The organism is Stenotrophomonas thermophila (assembly GCF_001499715.1).
Taxonomy (GTDB): domain Bacteria; phylum Pseudomonadota; class Gammaproteobacteria; order Xanthomonadales; family Xanthomonadaceae; genus Stenotrophomonas; species Stenotrophomonas hibiscicola.
The window spans coordinates 55,288-74,266 of record NZ_CVIW01000002.1 but is presented as its reverse complement, the minus strand read 5'-3'; the positions used below and the strand labels follow the sequence as shown (position 1 = coordinate 74,266).

Annotated in this window: 21 protein-coding genes; 9 read left to right on the top strand and 12 right to left on the bottom strand. The window is 66.9% G+C overall.

Features of this window, described 5'->3' with window-relative positions; all coding sequences use genetic code 11:
• The first annotated feature begins 39 nt into the window (after positions 1 to 39).
• From BN1263_RS02620 to BN1263_RS02610, 3 genes are all read left to right on the top strand, one after another.
• Complete coding sequence (locus BN1263_RS02620; RefSeq protein WP_006422551.1) at positions 40 to 1,077, top strand: type IV pilus twitching motility protein PilT; 1,038 nt, start codon at positions 40 to 42, stop codon at positions 1,075 to 1,077.
• Positions 1,078 to 1,176: 99 nt separating this feature from the next.
• Entirely contained in the window at positions 1,177 to 2,319 is a 1,143-nt protein-coding gene (locus BN1263_RS02615) for a PilT/PilU family type 4a pilus ATPase (protein WP_019659468.1), read from the top strand.
• Positions 2,320 to 2,526: 207 nt separating this feature from the next.
• The gene (locus tag BN1263_RS02610; protein WP_058979395.1) at positions 2,527 to 3,510 is read left to right on the top strand and encodes an aldo/keto reductase; all 984 of its coding nucleotides are present in this window, start codon (positions 2,527 to 2,529) and stop codon (positions 3,508 to 3,510) included.
• 62 nt (positions 3,511 to 3,572) lie between these two features.
• Here BN1263_RS02610 and BN1263_RS02605 read toward each other — a convergent pair whose 3' ends face one another.
• The gene (locus BN1263_RS02605) at positions 3,573 to 4,472 is read right to left on the bottom strand and encodes a LysR family transcriptional regulator (RefSeq protein ID WP_058979393.1); all 900 of its coding nucleotides are present in this window, start codon (positions 4,470 to 4,472) and stop codon (positions 3,573 to 3,575) included.
• A gap of 93 nt (positions 4,473 to 4,565) precedes the next feature.
• Here BN1263_RS02605 and BN1263_RS02600 point away from each other — a divergent pair, with 93 nt between their 5' ends.
• Positions 4,566 to 4,778, top strand: a complete 213-nt coding sequence (locus BN1263_RS02600; protein ID WP_058979391.1) for a DUF4287 domain-containing protein — start codon at positions 4,566 to 4,568, stop codon at positions 4,776 to 4,778.
• 110 nt (positions 4,779 to 4,888) lie between these two features.
• Positions 4,889 to 5,596: a YitT family protein gene (locus BN1263_RS02595; protein WP_005415543.1), complete on the top strand. Its 708-nt coding sequence runs from the start codon at positions 4,889 to 4,891 to the stop codon at positions 5,594 to 5,596.
• 73 nt (positions 5,597 to 5,669) lie between these two features.
• On the opposite strand, the gene BN1263_RS02590 is transcribed toward BN1263_RS02595, so the two are convergent.
• Positions 5,670 to 6,212, bottom strand: coding sequence for a DNA-3-methyladenine glycosylase I (locus BN1263_RS02590; protein ID WP_058979390.1), 543 nt, complete (start codon positions 6,210 to 6,212; stop codon positions 5,670 to 5,672).
• Positions 6,209 to 8,002 carry a DUF4153 domain-containing protein gene (locus BN1263_RS02585; RefSeq protein WP_058979387.1) on the bottom strand — a complete coding sequence of 598 codons (1,794 nt, stop codon included), beginning with the start codon at positions 8,000 to 8,002 and terminating at the stop codon, positions 6,209 to 6,211. Before BN1263_RS02585 ends, BN1263_RS02590 begins: the two co-directional genes overlap by 4 nt.
• Before the next feature lie 91 nt (positions 8,003 to 8,093).
• On the opposite strand from BN1263_RS02585, the gene BN1263_RS02580 reads away from it, so the two are divergent.
• From BN1263_RS02580 to BN1263_RS02565, 4 genes are all read left to right on the top strand, one after another.
• On the top strand, positions 8,094 to 8,660 hold the full coding sequence (locus BN1263_RS02580) for a YqgE/AlgH family protein (protein WP_058979385.1): 567 nt from the start codon (positions 8,094 to 8,096) through the stop codon (positions 8,658 to 8,660).
• Entirely contained in the window at positions 8,653 to 9,147 is a 495-nt protein-coding gene (ruvX, locus tag BN1263_RS02575) for a Holliday junction resolvase RuvX (RefSeq protein ID WP_005415547.1), read from the top strand. Before BN1263_RS02580 ends, ruvX begins: the two co-directional genes overlap by 8 nt.
• A gap of 16 nt (positions 9,148 to 9,163) precedes the next feature.
• Positions 9,164 to 10,114, top strand: coding sequence for an aspartate carbamoyltransferase catalytic subunit (locus tag BN1263_RS02570; RefSeq protein WP_058979383.1), 951 nt, complete (start codon positions 9,164 to 9,166; stop codon positions 10,112 to 10,114).
• A gap of 196 nt (positions 10,115 to 10,310) precedes the next feature.
• Positions 10,311 to 10,802: an REP-associated tyrosine transposase gene (locus tag BN1263_RS02565; protein WP_019659459.1), complete on the top strand. Its 492-nt coding sequence runs from the start codon at positions 10,311 to 10,313 to the stop codon at positions 10,800 to 10,802.
• A gap of 186 nt (positions 10,803 to 10,988) precedes the next feature.
• Here the strand turns inward: BN1263_RS02565 and BN1263_RS02560 are convergent, their stop codons facing one another.
• The 9 genes from BN1263_RS02560 to BN1263_RS02520 form a co-directional block, all read right to left on the bottom strand.
• Positions 10,989 to 11,786 carry a carboxylesterase family protein gene (locus tag BN1263_RS02560; protein ID WP_058979381.1) on the bottom strand — a complete coding sequence of 266 codons (798 nt, stop codon included), beginning with the start codon at positions 11,784 to 11,786 and terminating at the stop codon, positions 10,989 to 10,991.
• Between the two features lie 70 nt (positions 11,787 to 11,856).
• Positions 11,857 to 12,123, bottom strand: a complete 267-nt coding sequence (locus tag BN1263_RS02555; RefSeq protein ID WP_019659457.1) for a hypothetical protein — start codon at positions 12,121 to 12,123, stop codon at positions 11,857 to 11,859.
• 59 nt (positions 12,124 to 12,182) lie between these two features.
• A complete protein-coding gene (gene mgtE / locus BN1263_RS02550; RefSeq protein ID WP_019659456.1) occupies positions 12,183 to 13,544 on the bottom strand; it encodes a magnesium transporter in 1,362 nt (453 codons plus the stop codon).
• Between the two features lie 194 nt (positions 13,545 to 13,738).
• Complete coding sequence (ptsP, locus tag BN1263_RS02545) at positions 13,739 to 15,508, bottom strand: phosphoenolpyruvate--protein phosphotransferase (protein ID WP_019659455.1); 1,770 nt, start codon at positions 15,506 to 15,508, stop codon at positions 13,739 to 13,741.
• A 2-nt stretch (positions 15,509 to 15,510) separates the two neighbouring features.
• Positions 15,511 to 15,780, bottom strand: coding sequence for an HPr family phosphocarrier protein (locus BN1263_RS02540; protein WP_005408385.1), 270 nt, complete (start codon positions 15,778 to 15,780; stop codon positions 15,511 to 15,513).
• Positions 15,773 to 16,165: a PTS sugar transporter subunit IIA gene (locus BN1263_RS02535; RefSeq protein ID WP_019659454.1), complete on the bottom strand. Its 393-nt coding sequence runs from the start codon at positions 16,163 to 16,165 to the stop codon at positions 15,773 to 15,775. Before BN1263_RS02535 ends, BN1263_RS02540 begins: the two co-directional genes overlap by 8 nt.
• A 493-nt stretch (positions 16,166 to 16,658) precedes the next feature.
• Positions 16,659 to 17,543, bottom strand: coding sequence for an RNase adapter RapZ (gene rapZ / locus BN1263_RS02530; protein ID WP_019659453.1), 885 nt, complete (start codon positions 17,541 to 17,543; stop codon positions 16,659 to 16,661).
• A gap of 27 nt (positions 17,544 to 17,570) precedes the next feature.
• Entirely contained in the window at positions 17,571 to 18,521 is a 951-nt protein-coding gene (hprK, locus tag BN1263_RS02525; protein WP_019659452.1) for an HPr(Ser) kinase/phosphatase, read from the bottom strand.
• On the bottom strand, positions 18,518 to 18,970 hold the full coding sequence (locus BN1263_RS02520; RefSeq protein ID WP_019659451.1) for a PTS sugar transporter subunit IIA: 453 nt from the start codon (positions 18,968 to 18,970) through the stop codon (positions 18,518 to 18,520). Before BN1263_RS02520 ends, hprK begins: the two co-directional genes overlap by 4 nt.
• Positions 18,971 to 18,979 lie beyond the last annotated feature (9 nt).

The following is an 18,979-nucleotide window of genomic DNA, read 5'->3' as shown; positions in this document are numbered from 1 at the left end:
ATCCTTCCAGTCGAAGCCGTTATTGGGGAGTAGCCGCTCATGGATATCGCCGAACTGCTGGCGTTTTCCGTAAAGAACAAAGCGTCCGACCTGCACCTGTCTGCAGGCCTGCCGCCGATGATCCGCGTGGACGGCGATGTTCGCCGGATCAACATCCCGGCCCTGGACCACAAGCAGGTCCACGCGCTGGTGTACGACATCATGTCCGACAAGCAGCGCCGCGATTATGAGGAATTCCTCGAAGTGGACTTCTCCTTCGAGATCCCGTCGCTGGCGCGTTTCCGTGTGAACGCGTTCAACCAGAACCGCGGCGCCGGTGCGGTGTTCCGTACCATTCCGTCCGAGGTGCTCACCCTCGAGGACCTGGCCTGCCCGCCGCTGTTCCGTGAAGTGATCCAGCAGCCGCAGGGCCTGATCCTTGTGACCGGTCCGACCGGCTCGGGCAAGTCGACCACGCTGGCGGCGATGATCGACTACATCAACAAGAACGAATACGGCCACATCCTCACCGTCGAGGATCCGATCGAATTCGTGCATACCTCGCAGAAGTGCCTGATCAACCAGCGCGAAGTGCACCGCGACACGCATGGCTTCAATGAAGCGTTGCGCTCGGCACTGCGTGAGGACCCGGACATCATCCTGGTCGGCGAACTTCGTGACCTGGAAACCATCCGCCTGGCACTGACCGCCGCGGAAACCGGCCACCTGGTGTTCGGCACCCTGCATACCAGCTCGGCGGCCAAGACCATCGATCGCATCATCGACGTGTTCCCGGCCGGCGAAAAGCCGATGGTGCGCTCGATGCTGTCCGAATCGCTGCGTGCGGTGATCTCGCAGGCGCTGCTGAAGAAGGTTGGTGGCGGTCGTACCGCTGCGTGGGAAATCATGGTCGGCACCCCGGCCATCCGCAACCTGATCCGTGAGGACAAGGTGGCGCAGATGTACTCGGCCATCCAGACCGGCCAGCAGTACGGCATGATGACCCTGGACCAGCACCTGCAGGACCTGGTCAAGCGCAGCCTGATCACCCGCAACCAGGCCCGCGACTACGCCAAGGACAAGCGCCTGTTCGAGTAAGGCAGGGCAGCCACGGGCGGCGCGTGCAATGGCGCGGCCGCTCCGTGTTGTTTCCTCCACCGACCGTTACCTGGTAAACCGCTTTTCCGGGAGCCTGCCGTGAACACCACCGCGACCACCATCGATTTCACTTCGTTCCTCAAGCTGATGGCGCACCAGCGCGCCTCGGACCTGTTCATCACTGCGGGCATGCCGCCGGCGATGAAGGTCAACGGCAAGATCTCGCCGATCACGCAGACCCCGCTCACGCCGCAGCAGAGCCGCGACCTGGTGCTCAACGTGATGACCCCGGCGCAGCGCGAGGAATTCGAGAAGACCCACGAATGCAACTTCGCCATCGGCCTGTCCGGTGTCGGCCGCTTCCGTGTCAGCTGCTTCTACCAGCGCAACCAGGTCGGCATGGTGCTGCGTCGCATCGAGACCCGCATTCCGACCGTGGAAGAGCTGAGCCTGCCGCCGATCATCAAGACGCTGGCGATGACCAAGCGCGGCATCATCCTGTTCGTCGGCGCCACCGGTACGGGTAAATCGACCTCGCTGGCGGCGATGATCGGCTACCGCAACCAGAACTCGACCGGCCACATCATCACCATCGAGGACCCGATCGAGTTCGTGCACAAGCACGAGGGCTGCATCATCACCCAGCGCGAAGTCGGCATCGATACCGACAGCTGGGAAGCCGCGCTGAAGAACACCCTGCGCCAGGCGCCGGACGTGATCATGATCGGCGAGGTGCGTACCCGCGAAGGCATGGATCACGCCATCGCGTTCGCCGAAACCGGCCACCTGGTGCTGGCCACGCTGCATGCCAACAATGCCAACCAGGCGATGGACCGCATCATCAACTTCTTCCCGGAAGACCGCCGCAACCAGCTGCTGATGGACCTGTCGCTGAACCTCAAGGGCGTGGTCGCGCAGCAGCTGGTGCCGTCGCCCGACGGCCGCTCGCGCAAGGTGGCGATGGAGATCCTGCTGGGCACGCCGCTGGTGCAGGACTACATCCGCGACGGCGAGATCCACAAGCTGAAGGAAGTGATGAAGGACTCGGTCCAGCTGGGCATGAAGACCTTCGACCAGAGCCTGTTCGAGCTGTACCAGGCCGGCGAGATCAGCTACGAGGACGCACTGCGCTACGCCGACTCGCAGAACGAAGTGCGCCTGCGCATCAAGCTCAGCCAGGGCGGCGACGCGCGCACCCTGTCGCAGGGGCTGGATGGGGTGGAGATCTCCGAGATCCGGTGACCTGCGACTCTGTAGAGTCGACTGTTAGTCGACTCTCGCGCGCAGCGCGGGATTTTCCCGGCCGGTGAAAGAGCAGTCGACTAACAGTCGACTCTACCGGGCGCGTAGGCGATTGATGAATTCCAGTCATGACCGACTGTCGTCCAACCGGCTCAATTCATCGCCGCTGCAGGCGTATCGTCAGCACTCCCCCTCTGGAGCACGACGATGCAGACACGTGAACTCGGCCGCAGCGGCCTGAAGGTTTCCGCCCTGGGCCTGGGTTGCATGGGCCTGACCCATGCCTACGGCCAGCCGGTCGAAACGGGCCAGGGCATCGCCCTGCTGCACGCTGCCGTCGAGCGCGGCGTGACCTTCTTCGACACCGCCGAGGTGTACGGCCCGTACACCAACGAAGACCTGCTGGGCCAGGCCTTGGCGCCCTACCGCGACAGGCTGGTGATCGCCACCAAGTTTGGTTTCAAGGACGCGCGCACCGATGCCGGCCTGGACAGCCGCCCGGAGAACATCCGTGCCGTGGCCGAAGCCAGCCTCAAGCGCCTGCGTACCGACCATATCGATCTGTTCTACCAGCACCGCGTCGACCCGAACGTGCCGATCGAGGATGTGGCCGGCACCGTGCGCGACCTGATCGCCGAGGGCAAGGTCGGCCACTTCGGCCTGTCCGAGGCCAGTGCTGCCACCGTGCGTCGCGCGCATGCGGTGCAGCCGGTGGCTGCGGTGCAGAGCGAGTACTCGCTGTGGTGGCGCGAACCGGAGCGTGAACTGCTGCCGACGCTGCAGGAGCTGGGCATCGGCTTCGTGCCGTTCAGCCCGCTGGGCCGCGGCTTCCTGACCGGTGCGATCAACGCCGATACCACCTTCGACGCCAACGATTTCCGCAACAGCGTGCCGCGTTTCGAAGTGGAAGCGCGTCGCGCCAACCAGGCGCTGGTGGATCGCATCAGCACGATTGCGGCAGCGCGCGGTGCGACGCCTGCGCAGGTCGCACTGGCCTGGCTGCTCGCGCAGGCACCGTGGATCGTGCCGATTCCGGGCACCACCAAGGTCCATCGCCTGGAAGAAAACCTGGCCGCGGCCGACCTGCAGCTGGCACCGGAAGAGCTGCAGCGCATCGCGCAGGCGCTGGATGAAGTATCGATTGTTGGTGAGCGCTACAACGCCCAGCGTGCGGCGCAAGCCAAGGGCTGATCACCAGGTGGGTGTGGACCGTTGGTGGTGGGTGCGGACCGTTGGTCCGCACTCCTCAACCCTCACCCCTTCATCGGCCCGCGCAGCGCATCAAGCACCGTGCGCATCGCCACGGTGACGTGGCGGCGCGACGGGTAGTACGCGTAGTAGCCATCGAAGTGGGGGCACCAGTCGTCCAGCACCGAAAGCAGGCGACCATCGTCCAGCATCGGCTGTACCTGGTCCTCCGGCAGCCAGGCCAACCCGCTGCCTGCCAGCGCGGCGGCGCGGGTCATGCCCATGCTGTTGAAGATCCACTGGCCGCTCACACGCACGCTCAGTTCATTGCCGTCCTGGCCGAAATCCCACGGCATCAGCCCGCCATGCGTGGGCAGGCGCAGGGTGACGCAGTTGTGCCCGGCCAGGTCGTCCGGGTGCCGCGGCACCAGGTGCTGGCGGAAGTAGCTGGGCGCCCCGACCACGCGCATGCGCAGCGGCGGGCTGATCGGTACGGCGATCATGTCGCGCGCCAGCCGCTCGCCCAGGCGGATGCCGATGTCGTAGCGCTCGGCCACGATGTCGGCCAACCCGTAGTCGGCCGCCAGTTCCACCTTCAAATCCGGATACTGCTGCAGCAGCGGCGCCAGCCTGGGCCAGGCGATGTACTCGGCGGCGTGGCCGGTGGCATTGATGCGGATGGTGCCGGCCGGGCGTTCACGGTACTCGGCCAGCGCGGCCAGCCCATCCTCGATCTCGGCCAGGCGCGGGGCCAGCGTTTCCAGCAGGCGGGCGCCGGCTTCGGTGGTGGACACGCTGCGGGTGGTGCGGGTCAGCAGGCGCACGCCCAGGCGCTGCTCCAGTCCGCGCATGGCATGGCTGAGCGCGGACTGGGACACGCCCAGCTGGGCGGCGGCCTTGGTGAAGCTGCCCTCGCGGGCAACGTGGACGAAGGCCTGCAGGTCGTTGAGGTTTTCGCGGGGCATGCAGGGATGATACGGCTCCCGGATTGAACGGATCTGTCGATTTCCGGCTCCCCGGCTCGTCGTAACGGTACATCCAACGCGAGGAGCTTCCGCATGAGCACTGACACCAAACCCCAGGGCCCGGCCTCGTACTTCCCTTCCATCGAGAAGACCTATGGGCAGCCGGTCGCCCACTGGCTCGGGCTGCTGGCAGGGAAGAAGGGCCTGAAACACATGGAACTGGTCAGCTTCCTGAAAAGTGAGCATGGGCTGGGCCATGGCCATGCCAACGCGCTGGTGGCGCACCATCTGGGCGGCAAGGGCTGAGCAGCGGCGGGCAGGGGCATGGGGCGGGCGTATTCAGCTGAACGATTTCATCTGCAACTGTCATGCAGATCGTGTCTAATACCGCTCCCCACCTGCTGTTCCCCACCCGCATGTCCCTTCCTTCCCATGGCCCCGCGCCGTGCGACGACGCTGACGGCCACCTGGTCACCGCCGGTCCGCTGACCCCGCCGCCCGACAGCGCCGGCACCACCGCCGACGACAAAGCGCTGCGTCATTCGATCGCCGAGGACGTGCAGGGCATGGTGCTGGCCACGATGGTGGCATCGCTGGGCCTGGCCATCTTCGCCAAGGGCGGGCTGATGATCGGCGGCATGGCCGGCATGGCCTTCCTGCTGCACTACGCGATGGGCTGGAACTTCGGCCTGGTGTTCGTGCTGGTCAACCTGCCGTTCTACTGGGTGGCGCTGCGGCGCATGGGCTGGGAATTCACCCTGAAGACCTTCGCCGCAGTGACCGCCTGTGGCGTGCTGACCGACCTGCTGCCGCGCTGGATCGACTTCTCGCACATCAACCCGCTGTATTCGGCGATCGTCGGTGGCGCGTTGTCTGGCCTGGGCATCCTGTTCTTCATCCGCCATCGTGCCAGCCTCGGCGGCATCGGCATCCTGGCGGTGTACCTGCAGCGCACCCGTGGCTGGAGCGCGGGCAAGGTGCAGATGTCCTACGACGCCTGCCTGATGGTGGCCGCGTTCTTCGTGCTGTCGCCATCGAAGGTGCTGTACTCGGCCATTGGCGCGGTGGTGCTCAGCTTGGTGCTGATGTTCAACCACCGCCCTGGCCGCTACATGGGCGTGTGACGATTCGTCGGTAGTGCCGGCCGCTGGCCGGCAGCACCTGCGGCATTCCGAGGCTGCCGGCCAGCGGCCGGCACTACCTGGTGGCCTGCAGCCACGGCGGTGACAGCATCAGCAGCCGCGCATGCACCGGGCAATCCTCGGCGTGCGCACCGGGCAGATAGCCCAGGCTCATCAGGAATTCGCCGGTGATCTCGCCTCCGGTGAAGCGGAACGTCTTCTTGAACAGCTTCACCCAGTCGGCCTTGTTGCGTGGGTGGTGCGCATCCAGCCACGCCGCGAAGCTGCCATGGCTGGCCCGCAGCTGCTGGATCACCTGCGCGTTGTGGATCGCCGCCAGCACCTTCAGGCGGTTGCGGATGATGCCCGGGTCCGACAGCAGGCGCGCGATGTCCTGCTCGGCGTAGGCCGCCACGCGGTCCACATCGAAGCCGTCATAGGCTGCGCGGAAGCCCTCGCGCTTCTTCAGTATCGTTTCCCAGCTCAGGCCGGCCTGGTTGATTTCCAGCACCAGCCGCTCGAACAGCTCGCGCTCCTCACGCTGCGGAAAGCCGTACTCGTTGGCGTGGTAGTAGTCGTGCACCGGATGGCCCGGGGCGATGAGGCAGTAGCCGCTCATGGGGAAGGCTCGTTGGATTCAGATTCGGATTCGGGATCGATGGCCACCGCAGGGTGCCCGCCGATGGACAGCATCGGCCAGCGCGCTGGCACGAGAGTGAGTTTGCCGTCACGCAGGGCGTGGTTGATCGTCTCGGCCTGGCCGCTGACGGTGCCGAACAGCGCACCGGCCCGGCGCCACTGGGAATCCTTGCCACGTGCGTACAGCACGCAGTCCGGTCCACGGTGGGTGTTCAGCTCGCACAGCAGCACCTCGCTGGTACCATCGCCGTCCAGGTCGCGATGCACGATCAGGCAGTCGCGCTCGCTCTGGGCGCAGGATTCGCCATCGATCGCGCGCGTGGCAAGTGCCTGCCACCAGTCGTCCGGTGGCGAACTGGATCCCTTGGCCAGCTTCAGCGCGCGCTGCAGGGCGGCGACGTCCTGCGGCCCCTTGTCGAGGCGGTGGCCGTCGTCCCAGCGTGAGGTGCGTGCCAGGGCTGCAGCGATCACCTGTGGCGCGTTGGCATCGGCGGTGATGGCCGGATCGCGCTGCAGTTCGCGCAGCGCCTGCACGCCGCGGTGGCCCAGATCGAAGCGCAGCACGTTGACGTCGTTGCTGGTGATCGCGGGCGGGTCCGCGCGCAGGCGCTCCAGCTGGCTGGACAGGGTCAGCCGCACCGGGTCCAGCAGGGGCGAGTTGCCCAGCAGGGCCAGTGCGAGCACCACCCAGCACATCCAGCGGTTGACCGGTTCCAGCGCCTGCAGCCAGCGGCCCTGGCGACGCAGTACCGCCAGCGCATAGCCCAGGGCATAGCCGGCCACGGCCAGCGCGATCAGCAGTGCCCAGAACCGGTCCACTGTCCACCCGTACTGCACCACGCGCAGGCCCAGCGCATACAGCGCCAGCGCGGCGTAGACCGGCAGCGCCAGCAGGCTGGCCTCGACCAGACGGCGCAGCACGAGAGGGTACGGCGGGGAGTCTTCCCCCTGCTGGTAGACCGCATTGGTGAACGTCACCAGCAGCAGTGACACCACCACCAGCAGGCTGGCGGCCGAACGGGTCTTCCACAGTGGTTCCAGCCCGGCAAGCGGCAGGCTCAGCACGAACAACACGGCGATGAACGAGAGCAGTGGCAGCAGCCCGCGGCAGATCGCGAACAGCACCTGGCGGGTGATCTGGATCGCCCGATGCTGGGTGCGCCCGATCAGCACGCCAAACCCGGCCAGGCTGCCGGTGGCCAGTGCGATGAAAGCATCCTGGCGGAACAGATCGCGGAAGAAGGTGACCTCCAGCAGCTGGAACAGCGCCGCCCACAGCCACAGCAGCAGCCAGGTCAGCCCGGTGAACAGCGCCGCCAGGGCCAGGGTCAAGCCGTTCTGCCAAGCGCGCTCGAACAGCTCGGGGTAGCTGGCGCGCCACTGACCGTGCTGCAGCTGGAACTGCCACCAGGGCAGGGCCACGAACACCGCCACGCCCATGCCCAGGGTCAACGGAAACTGCAGCGCGCCCGATTCCAGTGCGGCCTCGCCATTGAGGTTCCAGCCGATCCAGGCGGCCAGTGCCAGCACCACCACCGAGCCGAGCGCCGCCTGCAGCCACAGGCGGCGTTGGCCCAGCTCGACCAGGCTCAGCGCCACCGCGCTGGGAATGGCCAGCACCCAGGCGTACCAGCAGTAGCGCCAGCCGATATCGCGGAACGGCCACGCATCGGACAATTCCTGCGCGGCATACAGCATCAGACCCTGCAGCAGGGCGATCAGGACGATGGCGCTGCGTGCCGGCAGGGTCAGGGGCGATGAAGACTGCATCGATGACCTTCCATGGCAAAGCACCATCCTAGCCCATCGCGGTTCGGCGCCATCGCGCGACCATCCCGCCCCCAGCAGGTAGAATGGGCCCATGCCTGTAATGCCGACCTCCCTTGCCGATCACCTGCTCGTCGCGCTGCCGTCGCTGCTCGACGCGACCTTTGCCCGCAGCGTCGCGCTGATCTGCCAGCACGACGAGAACGGGGCGATGGGCGTACTGGTCAACCAGCCTTCCGAATACACCCTGGGCGAAGTGCTCGCGCAGATGGACATCACCACCGGTGATGGCGAGCTGCAGGCGCGCATGGTGCTCAATGGCGGTCCGGTGCATCCCGAACGCGGCTTCGTCATCCACGACGACGCGCGCGCGTGGGATTCCAGCCTGACCGTGGGCGACGGCCTGTACCTGACCACCTCGCGCGACATCCTCGAAGCGATGGCGCGTGGCGAAGGCCCGGCCAATGCGGTGGTCACCCTCGGCTGTGCCGGTTGGGGCGCAGGGCAGCTGGAAAGCGAGCTGTCCGAGAACAGCTGGCTGACCGTGCCGGCCGATGCCGAGCTGGTGTTCCAGCTGCCGCTGGAGCAGCGCTGGCAGGGGGCGGCTTCGCGCATCGGCGTGGACCTGTTCCGGCTGACCGACTACAGCGGCCATGTCTGAGCCGGCCGCGCCCGCACCGGTTCCTGCTGCCCCGGCGATCCGCCGTGACGGCACCGTTCTGGGTTTCGATGTTGGCTCGCGACGCATCGGCGTGGCCATCGGCAGTGCTTTCGCCGCCCATGCGCGCGCGGTGGCCGTGGTCGATGTGCACGGCAACGGCCCGGACTGGACCGCGATCGAGCGCCTGCTCAAGGAATGGAAGCCCGACGGCCTGGTGGTCGGCGATCCGCTTACGCTGGACGGCCAGGACCAGCCCAACCGCAAGCGCGCGCAGGGCTTCGCCCGCCAGCTTCGGGAACGTTTCAAGCTGCCCGTGGTGATGATCGACGAGCGTTCCAGCTCGGTCGAGGCCGCACGCCGCTTCGCCGTCGAGCGCGCCGAAGGACGCAAGCGCCGCCGCGATGCGGCCGCCCTCGATGCTGTGGCCGCGGCGGTGATCATCGACCGCTGGCTGTCGTCCCCCGACGACGCCACCCCCATTCCCTGACTGCACGACTCCCGCCATGACTGCCCAGCAAATCGATGCCTCCGGACGCCTGCGCCACCTGCTGACCCTGGAGGGCCTGCCGCGCGAAACACTGCTGCAGTTGCTGGACCGGGCAGGGCAGATCCGTGACGCCGCGGTCGGCCGTGTCGGCAACAAGCGCCACGTGCTGGCCGGTTCTGCGGTATGCACGCTGTTCTTCGAACCGTCCACGCGCACCCGCAGCTCGTTCCAGCTGGCCGCGCAGCGCCTGGGCGCCGATGTGCTGAACTTCGACGCGTCGACCTCGTCCACGCGCAAGGGCGAAACGGCCTGCGACACGTTGCGCAACCTGGAAGCAATGGGCGTGCGCGGCTTCGTGGTGCGTCACCCCGATGACGGCGCCGTGGCCGCGCTGGCCGAGGCGGCGGGCGAGGGCACCGCACTGATCAACGCCGGCGACGGCCGCAGCGCGCACCCGACCCAGGGCCTGCTGGACATGCTGACCCTGCGCCAGGCCAAGGGCCCGGATTTCTCGAAGCTGAAGGTGGTGATCGTCGGCGACGTGAAGCACTCGCGCGTGGCGCGCACCGACCTGCATGCGCTGCGCACGCTGGGGGTGGGCGAGATCCGCGTGTGCGGCCCGCAGTCACTGCTGCCGGACGACGAGACCCTGAAGGGCTGCGTGGTCGGCGATGATTTCGATGCGATGCTGGAAGGCGCCGACGCGCTGATGATGCTGCGCCTGCAGCGCGAGCGCATGGAAGAAGGCCTGGTGCCGTCGCTGGAGCAGTACCACGCGCAGTACGGCCTGACCCGCGAGCGCCTGGCCCGTGCCGGCAAGGACGCTGTGGTACTGCACCCGGGCCCGATCAACCGCGGCGTGGAAGTGACCGACGACGTGGCCGATGGCCCGCAATCGTGGGTGCTGCGCCAGGTCGCCAACGGCGTCGCCGTGCGCATGGCCGTGCTGGAAACCCTGCTGGGCTGACCACTTTGGTGGGTGCCGACCGTTGGTCGGCGCGGTTGATCTGTCCTCATCCGACCCGGTGGGTGCCGACCGTTGGTCGGCATCGAACCATCAGTGCGGTGAAGTGCGGGCCTGGCCATTGAATGGTTCCGGGCCTACCTGTACTGACGTGGTTGCCCGATAGAAGAGGGATACCGGCAGGCGCACGCTTGGGCCCATGAACCGCGCACGCCTACGCCTTGGCCGTCATTCCCGGATCGGGCAATCCTACATCCTGACCACCGTCACCCAGGAACGTCGACGCTACTTCGATGATGCCACTGCGGCACAGGAGGTGATGGATGTGTTCCGTCGCATTGATGATGATGGCCTGACGCACTCACTTGCCTATGTGGTCATGCCGGACCACATCCATTGGCTTGTTGAGATCCGTGCGTTCTCGCTGGACTACATCATGCAACGCTTCAAATCGAGCAGTGCATTGCGGATCAACCGCATGCTGGGTAAGACAGGACCATTTTGGCAATCGAGCTATCACGATCACGCCATGCGTTCTGAAGAATCACTGTTTCGCCATGCGATGTACATCGTCGCCAACCCGGTCAGGGCGAACTTGGCGAGCTGCGTGGGAGAGTATCCGTATGCCTGGTGCCGATGGGAGATCGATGGGAGGTACCAAGCAATGGATTACCCCGAAGCGGAGAGATAGTGCCGACCAACGGTCGGCACCCACCAATACCCGAGCCGACCAACGGTCGGCACCCACCAATACCCAAGCCGACCAACGGTCGGCACCCACCAATACCCAAGCCGACCAACGGTTGGCATCCACCAATACCCAAGCCGACCAACGGTTGGCATCCACCCACAGATGTTTCCCAGCAGAAGCTATGGCTCAGCGCTTCTGCGCGAACATCCATTCCCACATCGCCGGGTCGGCGTAGGTGGCGTCCCAGGCATTGTGGTTGCCTTCCGGGTATTCGGTGTAGCGCACGTCACGCGCGTTGGCGTTCTGGAATGCGGCGTGCAGCCGGCGGTCGTCATCCGGCGGCACCACGTCATCCAGCGCGCCATGGAAGATCCAGATCGGCGTCTGCCGCAGGCGCTGGGCAATGGCCGCATACGGGTCGGTTTCACCGGCCACCTGTTCGACGAACAGGGTCGGACGTACCGCGCGCGGGGCCAGCACTGCGCCGCATACCGGCACGATCGCGGCGAAGCGCCCGGGTTGATCCAGCGCGATGTTCCAGCTGCCATAACCGCCCATCGACATGCCGGTCAGATATTGCCGCGCCGGATCGGCACCGAACTCGGCGATCGCTGCATCCAGCGCGGCCAGGGCCACACGGTTGTTGCGCCCGCTCCATTCCCCGCGTCCCGGCGCCTGCGGAAATACGGCCAACGCAGGGAAATCGGCGGCCTGCTCGCGCAGGTACGGTCCCAGCCCCGCGTGGGTCTGCTTCACGCCATCGGCGCCGCGCTCGCCCGAACCGTGCAGGAACAGCACGACCGGCAGTGAGCCCGGTGTACGCGCCGATGCGGCCGGAATGAATACCTGGTAGTAGGCCGTCTCGCCATCCACCTTCACGGCGCGGGCTTCGAAGCGACCCCGCGCGCCATCCGGCAGCGACGTGCAGCCGCTCATCAACAGAAGGGCCAGCAGTGGCAGCCAGCGCGACAGCAAACGGACCATGGGGTTTCCCGAAGTGGCGAGATCGCCTGCATCGTAGTCCGCTGTCGCCAGCGCGGCATCGTGCGCCGCGTCACTGCGGGCGCGGGAAGCTGGCAATGATGTCCAGTTGTTCCTGCGCTTCGGCATTGCCTGCCGCCGCCGCAGCCTGCACCTGCGCCATATCCGGGTGCAGGACCACCAGCAGCGGGTTCTCGCAGACCGGGCAGTCATACTCGGTGGCGTCCTCGTCCAGTTCCATCTCCATGGCGCGCGAGCTGCCCTTCCACTCGCAGGCCGGGCAGGTGTGCTGCTGGTCGCGCCAGCCGGGCTGGAAATAGTTTTCGATCGTTGTTGCCATGGGTGTTCCGGTTGGGTGGAGTCAACGACCCGCGTGGCGGGGGCCGATCCTCGATGCGGTCAGTGCAGCAGCACCAGCGTGGCCAGGCCGAGGAAAGTGAAGAAGCCCATCGAGTCGGTCACTGCGGTCAGGAAGATACCGCTGGCCAGCGCTGGATCGAAGCCGAAGCGTTTCAGTGTGAGCGGCACCAGCACGCCGGCCAGCGCTGCGAACAGCAGGTTGCAGGTCAGTGCGATGGCGATCACCGCAGACAGCCCGGGTGAATGGAACCAGGCCAATACGATCAGGCCCAGCACCGAGCCGAGCATCACGCCGTTCAGCAGCGCAACACGCACTTCCTTCCACAGCAGGGTGCGCGCGTTGGAGGCGCCCACCTGGCCCAGCGCCAGGCCGCGCACCATCAGCGCCAGCACCTGGGTGCCGGCGTTGCCACCGAGGCCGGCCACGATCGGCATCAGCACCGCCAGCGCCACCAGCTTGTCGATGGTGCCCTCGAAGTGACCGACCACGCTGGAGGCCAGGAAGGCCGTGCACAGGTTGATCGACAGCCACATCAGGCGGCGGCGCATGGCGCGCCAGACCGGGCTGAACAGGTCCTCGTCCTCGTCCAGGCCGGCGGCGCCCAGCGCCTGGTGCTCGGCCTGGCCACGGATGATGTCGACCACGTCATCGATGGTGATGCGACCAACGAGGATGTTGTTCTCGTCCACCACCGGTGCGGAGATCCAGTCATGGTCGGAGAACTGCCGCGCGACTTCCTGGTCGCTCTCGCCGACGTCGATGGCCGGCTGCTCGTCGTCGATCAGGCGGTTGATCGGGGTGGTGTCCTCGTGGGTCACCAGTGCCGCCAGCGACACCCGGCCAAGGTACTGATGGCGCCGGCTGACCACGAACAGGTGGTCGGTGTGGTCCGGCAGTTCGCCGCGCAGGCGCAGGTAGCGCAGCACCACGTCCACGTTGACGTCGGCGCGCACGGTCACCACGTCCGGGTTCATCAGGCGGCCGGCACTGTCCTCGGGATAGGACAGCACCTGTTCCAGGCGCTCGCGGTTCTCGCGGTCCATCGACTTGAGGACTTCGTCGATGACCGTATCGGGCAGGTCTTCGACCAGGTCGGCCAGGTCGTCGATGTCCAGGTCTTCGACCGCGGCGATGATTTCGTCCGGGTCCATGTCCGCGAGCAGGCTCTCGCGCACGTCGTCGCCGACGTGGACCAGCACCTCGCCGTCATCTTCCGGATCGACCAGGCCCCACACCACCTCGCGCTTGCCCGGCGGCAGCGATTCAAGCAGGTTGCCGATCTCGGCCGGGGCCAGGGTGTTGACCAGGCGACGCACCGGGCCCAGCCGACCGCTGTCCAGTGCGTCGGACAGCATCCGCAGTTGGCGCGCAGTCTTGTCGTGGCGTACGGCTTCAGCCATCGCAGCTCCCGCGGGATAAGAAAAGCCGCGATCCCGGCAAGGATGCGGCAACAGGGGTGTTCAGCGCGTCATTATCGCAAGGGGATGTTTCAACGCATAGCCGAGGGGCGGTGGTTGCGCCGGCCGCTGGCCCGCAATCGTCCCCATCGAAGTCCACGAGATTGCCGGCCAGCGACCAGCACTACCCTCGGCAGTCAGGCCGTTTCGGCCACCAGCGCCAGCCAGCGCTCGATCGCGCGGCGGTCGCGTGCGGCCAGCAGCTTCGGCGCGCGCGCGCGCAATGCGGCCAGATCGGCATCGCGGATCGCACGGCGCACTTCCAGCAGCGTGCCGGGGTGCAGGCTGAACTCGGTCAGGCCCAGCGCCAGCAGCAGCGGGGTCATCCGTGCGTCGCCGGCCATCTCGCCGCAGACCGCCACCGGGATGCGGTGACGCGCGCCGGTCTCGATCACCATCTGCAGCAGTCGCAGCACGGCCGGATGCAGTGGCGAATACAGTTCGCCCAGTGCCTCGTTGTTGCGGTCGGCGGCCAGCAGGTACTGCACCAGGTCATTGGTGCCGATCGACAGGAAATCGACCAGGTCGATGAAGCTCTCCAGCGCCAGTGCTGCCGCAGGAACTTCGATCATCGCGCCCAGCGGCACGTGGTCGGACACCATGTGGCCCTCGCCGCGCAGCTGTTCGGTCAGCTTGAGCATGCGCCGGCGCACCGCCAGCAGTTCCTCGCGGGTGCTGACCATCGGCACCAGCACGCGCAGCTTGCCGTAGGCGGAGGCGCGCAGGATCGCGCGCAGCTGGGTATCGGCCACCTTCGGCCGTGCCAGCGACAGGCGTACGCCGCGCAGACCCAGGGCGGGGTTCTCTTCATTGCTGAGGGTCAGGCCGGTGCGGTCGGCCTTGTCCGCGCCCAGATCGAGCGTGCGGATGGTGACCGGTCGCCCGCTCATGCCCAACGCGGCATCCCGGTAGGTCTGGAACTGTTCTTCTTCATCCGGCAGCTCGTTGCGCTGCAGGAACAGGAACTCGGTGCGGTACAGGCCCAGTCCCTGCGCGCCCAGCGCGTGCGCCTGGGTGACGTCTTCCAGCGATTCGGCATTGGCCAGCAGGGCGATGTCGACCTGGTCGCGGGTGCGGCTGGGCTTGCTGCGCAGGCGGCCGAGCTCGCGCTGCTCGCGCGCATGCTCCTTCAGGCGCGCGCGATAGTCGCGCAGGTTGTCGGCCTGCGGGTTGGCGGTGATGCTGCCGTCGGCGCCATCGATGATCAGCACGTCGCCATCGGCGATGCGGCTGAGCAGCTGCGGAACGTTCACGATCAACGGCAGATGCAGGCTGCGCGCCAGGATCGCGCTGTGCGACAGCGCGCTGCCGGCGGCGGTGACGATGCCAACCACGCCCTGGGCCTGCAGCTGGGCCAGTTCGGACGGGGCGATGTTGTCGCAGACCAGGATCTCGCCGGCCAGGCCCTTCATCACCGGCGCGCGTTCAGGCTGCAGGAACGCGTGGATGCGGCCGATGACATGGTCCAGGTCGTCCATGCGGCTCTTCAGGTAGGCATCGTCCATGCCATCGAAGACCTTGGCCAGGCGGTCACGCTGCAGGCGCAATGCGTAGCCGGCACTGTAGGGACCGCTGCGGATCAGCTCGTCCAGCCCGAACAACAGCTCGGGATCGTCCAGCAGCAGCGCGTGCAGGTCCAGGAACTCGCCCACTTCCTGGTTCAATGCGCCATGCAGGCGCTGGCGCAGTTCGTGCATTTCCGTGCGCGCGGCATCCACCGCACGATGCAGGCGGGCCAGCTCGGCCTCGACCTGGTGGGCGCCGATGCGTTGCTCGGCCACCTCCAGCGCATGCGGCAGGCGTACCCGTGCGCGGCCCATCGCCGCGCCACGGGCAGCACCGTGCCCAGCCAGCAGCTGGACCGGCCGCTGGCCGGAAGGAACCTGGCCGGCGCGCGCGCGCGGCACGCTCAGCTGTCCTCGTCGAAGCGGCGCTCGAACAGACCGACCACCGCTTCCATCGCGGCGGCTTCGTCCTCGCCGTTGATGCGCACCGTGACCGGAGTGCCCTGGCCGGCGGCCAGCAGCATCACGCCCATGATGCTCTTGGCGTTGATCTCACGGCCCTTGGCGGCCATGGTCACGTTGCAGCGGAACGGCGCCAGGGTCTGCACCAGCTTGGCGGTGGCCCGGGCGTGCAGGCCCAGGCGGTTGCTCACGGTGAGTTCTCGTTCAAGCATCGTCGACTATCGCTCCATTACGGGTGCCCGCCGCGGCTGTGGCGGGCAGTTGATCCAGTCCCTGTTCCGGATAATTCATCACCCGCAGCAACATCGGCAGGCTCAGCGCCGATACCCGGCGAACCGGGGTCCCCAACCGGGCCAGCTGCCCGGCTAGGTTGGCGGGGCTGGCGCCGTACAGGTCGGTCAGGATCAGCACGCCATCCCCTGCATCGACCCGCCGCAGGGCGGCCGAGGCGAGCGGGAGCAGGGCGTCCAGGTCTGCGTCGAACGGTACTTCGAAAGCTTCGGTTTTCAGCGGCAATTGCCGCAGGAGCCGGGTCGCCACCTCAAGCAGGGCGGGCCCGACCCCCGGATGTGTTACGAGGAGAATGCCACAGGTCATTACTGCACGTTAACAGGTCAAGGTGAATTGGCGATAGCAGCAGATGAGGGGCACTGTGTCCCGTATTCAGCGTTGCTCGCAAGGGGAGCCTTTCCGTTGAGAAAGAGATCCGACCCCATCCGTTTTTCGATGCCTGACAGCGATTCATCCACGCACGCGTGGATCCATCGTGTCGACCAGGGTCGACACCCACCAGCAGCAGAAATCTGTCAGAGGTGGGGCGGTGTGGGTCTGCAGGACCGTTGGCGCCATGGATGGCGCCATCGAGCCCCCAGGGGTGAGGGCGCTTTGCTTGCGAAGCACTGCTTCGCAAGCGCCCGAACGCCCAGCCGCCAGCGGCTGGGCCGGACCGCGGAGCGGGGTCTACGGCGTGTCCTGCAGATCCACACCGCCCCGCCATCCCACGGAATGCCGCTTCTGCTGTTGCTGTTGCTGTTGCCGGCCAGCGGCCGGCACTACCGGCGGGTGCTGGGCGCAGCCCGGCCGACCACCCTCAATCCTGTTCGCGGTGATACGTGGCCACATCTTCCCAGCCCATCTCGCGGGCATGCCGGGCCAGGCGCTCGGCCAGGAACACCGAGCGGTGCTTGCCGCCGGTGCAGCCGAACGCCACCGTCACGTAGCTGCGGGTGCCATCCCCCAGTTTCGGCAGCCACGTATCGAGGAAATCCATCAGCTGGGCCAGGTAACGCTGCACGTCCGGCTGTGCTTCCAGATAGTCGCGCACGCCCGGTTCGCGGCCGCTCAGCGCACGCAGATCGGGGTCCCAGTGTGGATTGGGCAGCACCCGCGCATCGAATACGAAGTCCGCCTCGGCCGGCACGCCGCGCTTGTACGCGAACGATTCGAACAGCAGGGACAGTCCGGTGGCATGGTCCAGCGTGAACTCGGTGATGATCCGCCGCCGCAGCTGATGCACGTTGAGGTTGCTGGTATCGATCACCGCATCGGCCTCGCGCCGCAGCGGTGCCGTCAATTCACGTTCGCGTGCGATCGCTTCGGGCAGCGACAGGCCCAGCTGGCTCAGCGGATGACGGCGCCGGGTGTCGGCGTAGCGCTTGAGCACAGCCTCATCGCTGGCCTCGAAGAACAGTACCTTCACTTCCACGCCGGCGTCAGTGGCCAGCTGCCGCCAGTTGCCCAGCTGGCTCAGATCGGCCTGTCCGCGAACGTCGATGCCCACGGCCAGGCGGCGCGGCGCGCTGCCGTCATGGTTGGCCAGCAGGCTGCGCACGAAGTCGGGCAGCAGATTGATCGGCAGGTTGTCCGAGCAGTAGTAGTCCTGGTCCTCGAAGGTCTTCAGGGCGACGGATTTACCCGAGCCGGACAGGCCGCTGACGATGATCAGGGTCGGGGCGGAGGGGGTGACGGTGCTCATGGACAGGCTCTTCGAGGGGCAGGGAAATCAGGGTGTTCGCCGTTCCAGCAGGTTGCTGTGGCGGGCGATGAACATTGCCGCCGGGTCGATGCCCTTGGTGCGCAGGATGTGCAGGCGGGTCGCGGCTTCGGTCAGTACGGCCAGGTTGCGGCCGGGCATCACCGGCAGGGTGATCAGCGGAACGTCCAGGTCCAGCACATGGCGGGTGCCCGAATCGCCGGTCAGGCGTTCGTAGCCATGTGGGGTGGGTTCGGTCATCGGCTTGGTCAGGTGGACGATCAGCCGAAGGTACTTGTTCTTCTTTACAGCCGTGTCGCCGAACATCTCGCGCACGTTGAGCACGCCCAGGCCGCGCACTTCCAGCAGGTCCTGCAGCAGTTCGGGGCAGGTGCCGTCGAGTACGTCCGGGGCGATCTGGGTGAACTCGGGGGCATCGTCGGCGACCAGGCGATGGCCGCGGGTGAGCAGCTCCAGCGCCAGCTCGCTCTTGCCCGATCCGGCCTCGCCGGTGATCAGCACGCCGATGGAATAGATCTCCATGAACACGCCGTGCAGGATCACCCGCGGCGCCAGCGTACGCGCCAGATGGTAGGACAGGTGGTTGAGCAGTTCGTGGCCGCGCTTGGGCGAGAGCCACAGCGGCGTGCCGGATTCGTCAGCAGCGGCGCGGAGGTCTTCCGGGCAGGGTTGGTTGCGGGTCAGCACCAGCGCGAGCGGGTGCGACTGCATGATCTTTTCGATGGTCTCCCAGCGCTGGCGTGGTTCCAGTGCATCCAGCCAGGACAGTTCCTCGGTGCCCAGGATCTGCACCTTGTTGGGATAGATCGCGTTGAGGTAGCCGGCCAGCGAGGGACGCCGCGAGACGGTATTGCCGGCCTCCAGCTCGCGCTTCTCACCGGACTTGCCGGCGGCCCAGCGCAACCCCAGCCGCTCGCGCTGCTGTTCGAACAGTTCACGGGCGGTGATGCTGGTATTCATGCGGCACTCGCAGGAGGGGTCATGTCCAGCGCCTCGCGCAGCGCCCGGGCATCGCCCGCTTCGCGCAGGGCCTGGCGGATGTCCGGCGCGGAAAACAGTTCGGCCAGCTCGGACAACAGCATCAGGTGCTGGTGGGTGTAGTGGGCGGGGACGGCCATGGCGAACACCAGGTCCACCGGTTCGTCGCCGCCGAAATCGACCGGGGCGGCCAATCGCAGCAGGGCGCCACGGGGGCGATCAAGGGTAGGCGCGCGGCCGTGGGGGATGGCGATGCCGTGGCCGATCGCGGTGCTGCCCAGGGCTTCGCGCTGGCACAGGTTCAGATAGATCTGTTCGGCATTGGCCTGGCGGCAGGCCAGCAACCCGGCGGCGGCCTGCAGGACGCTGTCACGGTCGGTGGCCGTGCAGAGCTGGGTCTGCACGGCCGCCAGGAGGTCAGTCAGGGGCATGTCTGCGGG

What these genes read in the sequence shown, in the direction of transcription:
- BN1263_RS02620 (WP_006422551.1), top strand. Translation starts at nt 40, where the DNA reads ATGGATATCGCCGAACTGCTGGCGTTTTCCGTAAAGAACAAAGCGTCC.
- BN1263_RS02610 (WP_058979395.1), top strand. Translation starts at nt 2,527, where the DNA reads ATGCAGACACGTGAACTCGGCCGCAGCGGCCTGAAGGTTTCCGCCCTG.
- BN1263_RS02605 (WP_058979393.1), bottom strand. Translation starts at nt 4,472, where the DNA reads ATGCCCCGCGAAAACCTCAACGACCTGCAGGCCTTCGTCCACGTTGCC.
- BN1263_RS02600 (WP_058979391.1), top strand. Translation starts at nt 4,566, where the DNA reads ATGAGCACTGACACCAAACCCCAGGGCCCGGCCTCGTACTTCCCTTCC.
- BN1263_RS02595 (WP_005415543.1), top strand. Translation starts at nt 4,889, where the DNA reads ATGTCCCTTCCTTCCCATGGCCCCGCGCCGTGCGACGACGCTGACGGC.
- BN1263_RS02590 (WP_058979390.1), bottom strand. Translation starts at nt 6,212, where the DNA reads ATGAGCGGCTACTGCCTCATCGCCCCGGGCCATCCGGTGCACGACTAC.
- BN1263_RS02585 (WP_058979387.1), bottom strand. Translation starts at nt 8,002, where the DNA reads ATGCAGTCTTCATCGCCCCTGACCCTGCCGGCACGCAGCGCCATCGTC.
- BN1263_RS02580 (WP_058979385.1), top strand. Translation starts at nt 8,094, where the DNA reads ATGCCTGTAATGCCGACCTCCCTTGCCGATCACCTGCTCGTCGCGCTG.
- ruvX (WP_005415547.1), top strand. Translation starts at nt 8,653, where the DNA reads ATGTCTGAGCCGGCCGCGCCCGCACCGGTTCCTGCTGCCCCGGCGATC.
- BN1263_RS02570 (WP_058979383.1), top strand. Translation starts at nt 9,164, where the DNA reads ATGACTGCCCAGCAAATCGATGCCTCCGGACGCCTGCGCCACCTGCTG.
- BN1263_RS02565 (WP_019659459.1), top strand. Translation starts at nt 10,311, where the DNA reads ATGAACCGCGCACGCCTACGCCTTGGCCGTCATTCCCGGATCGGGCAA.
- BN1263_RS02560 (WP_058979381.1), bottom strand. Translation starts at nt 11,786, where the DNA reads ATGGTCCGTTTGCTGTCGCGCTGGCTGCCACTGCTGGCCCTTCTGTTG.
- BN1263_RS02555 (WP_019659457.1), bottom strand. Translation starts at nt 12,123, where the DNA reads ATGGCAACAACGATCGAAAACTATTTCCAGCCCGGCTGGCGCGACCAG.
- mgtE (WP_019659456.1), bottom strand. Translation starts at nt 13,544, where the DNA reads ATGGCTGAAGCCGTACGCCACGACAAGACTGCGCGCCAACTGCGGATG.
- BN1263_RS02540 (WP_005408385.1), bottom strand. Translation starts at nt 15,780, where the DNA reads ATGCTTGAACGAGAACTCACCGTGAGCAACCGCCTGGGCCTGCACGCC.
- BN1263_RS02535 (WP_019659454.1), bottom strand. Translation starts at nt 16,165, where the DNA reads ATGACCTGTGGCATTCTCCTCGTAACACATCCGGGGGTCGGGCCCGCC.
- rapZ (WP_019659453.1), bottom strand. Translation starts at nt 17,543, where the DNA reads ATGAGCACCGTCACCCCCTCCGCCCCGACCCTGATCATCGTCAGCGGC.
- hprK (WP_019659452.1), bottom strand. Translation starts at nt 18,521, where the DNA reads ATGAATACCAGCATCACCGCCCGTGAACTGTTCGAACAGCAGCGCGAG.
- BN1263_RS02520 (WP_019659451.1), bottom strand. Translation starts at nt 18,970, where the DNA reads ATGCCCCTGACTGACCTCCTGGCGGCCGTGCAGACCCAGCTCTGCACG.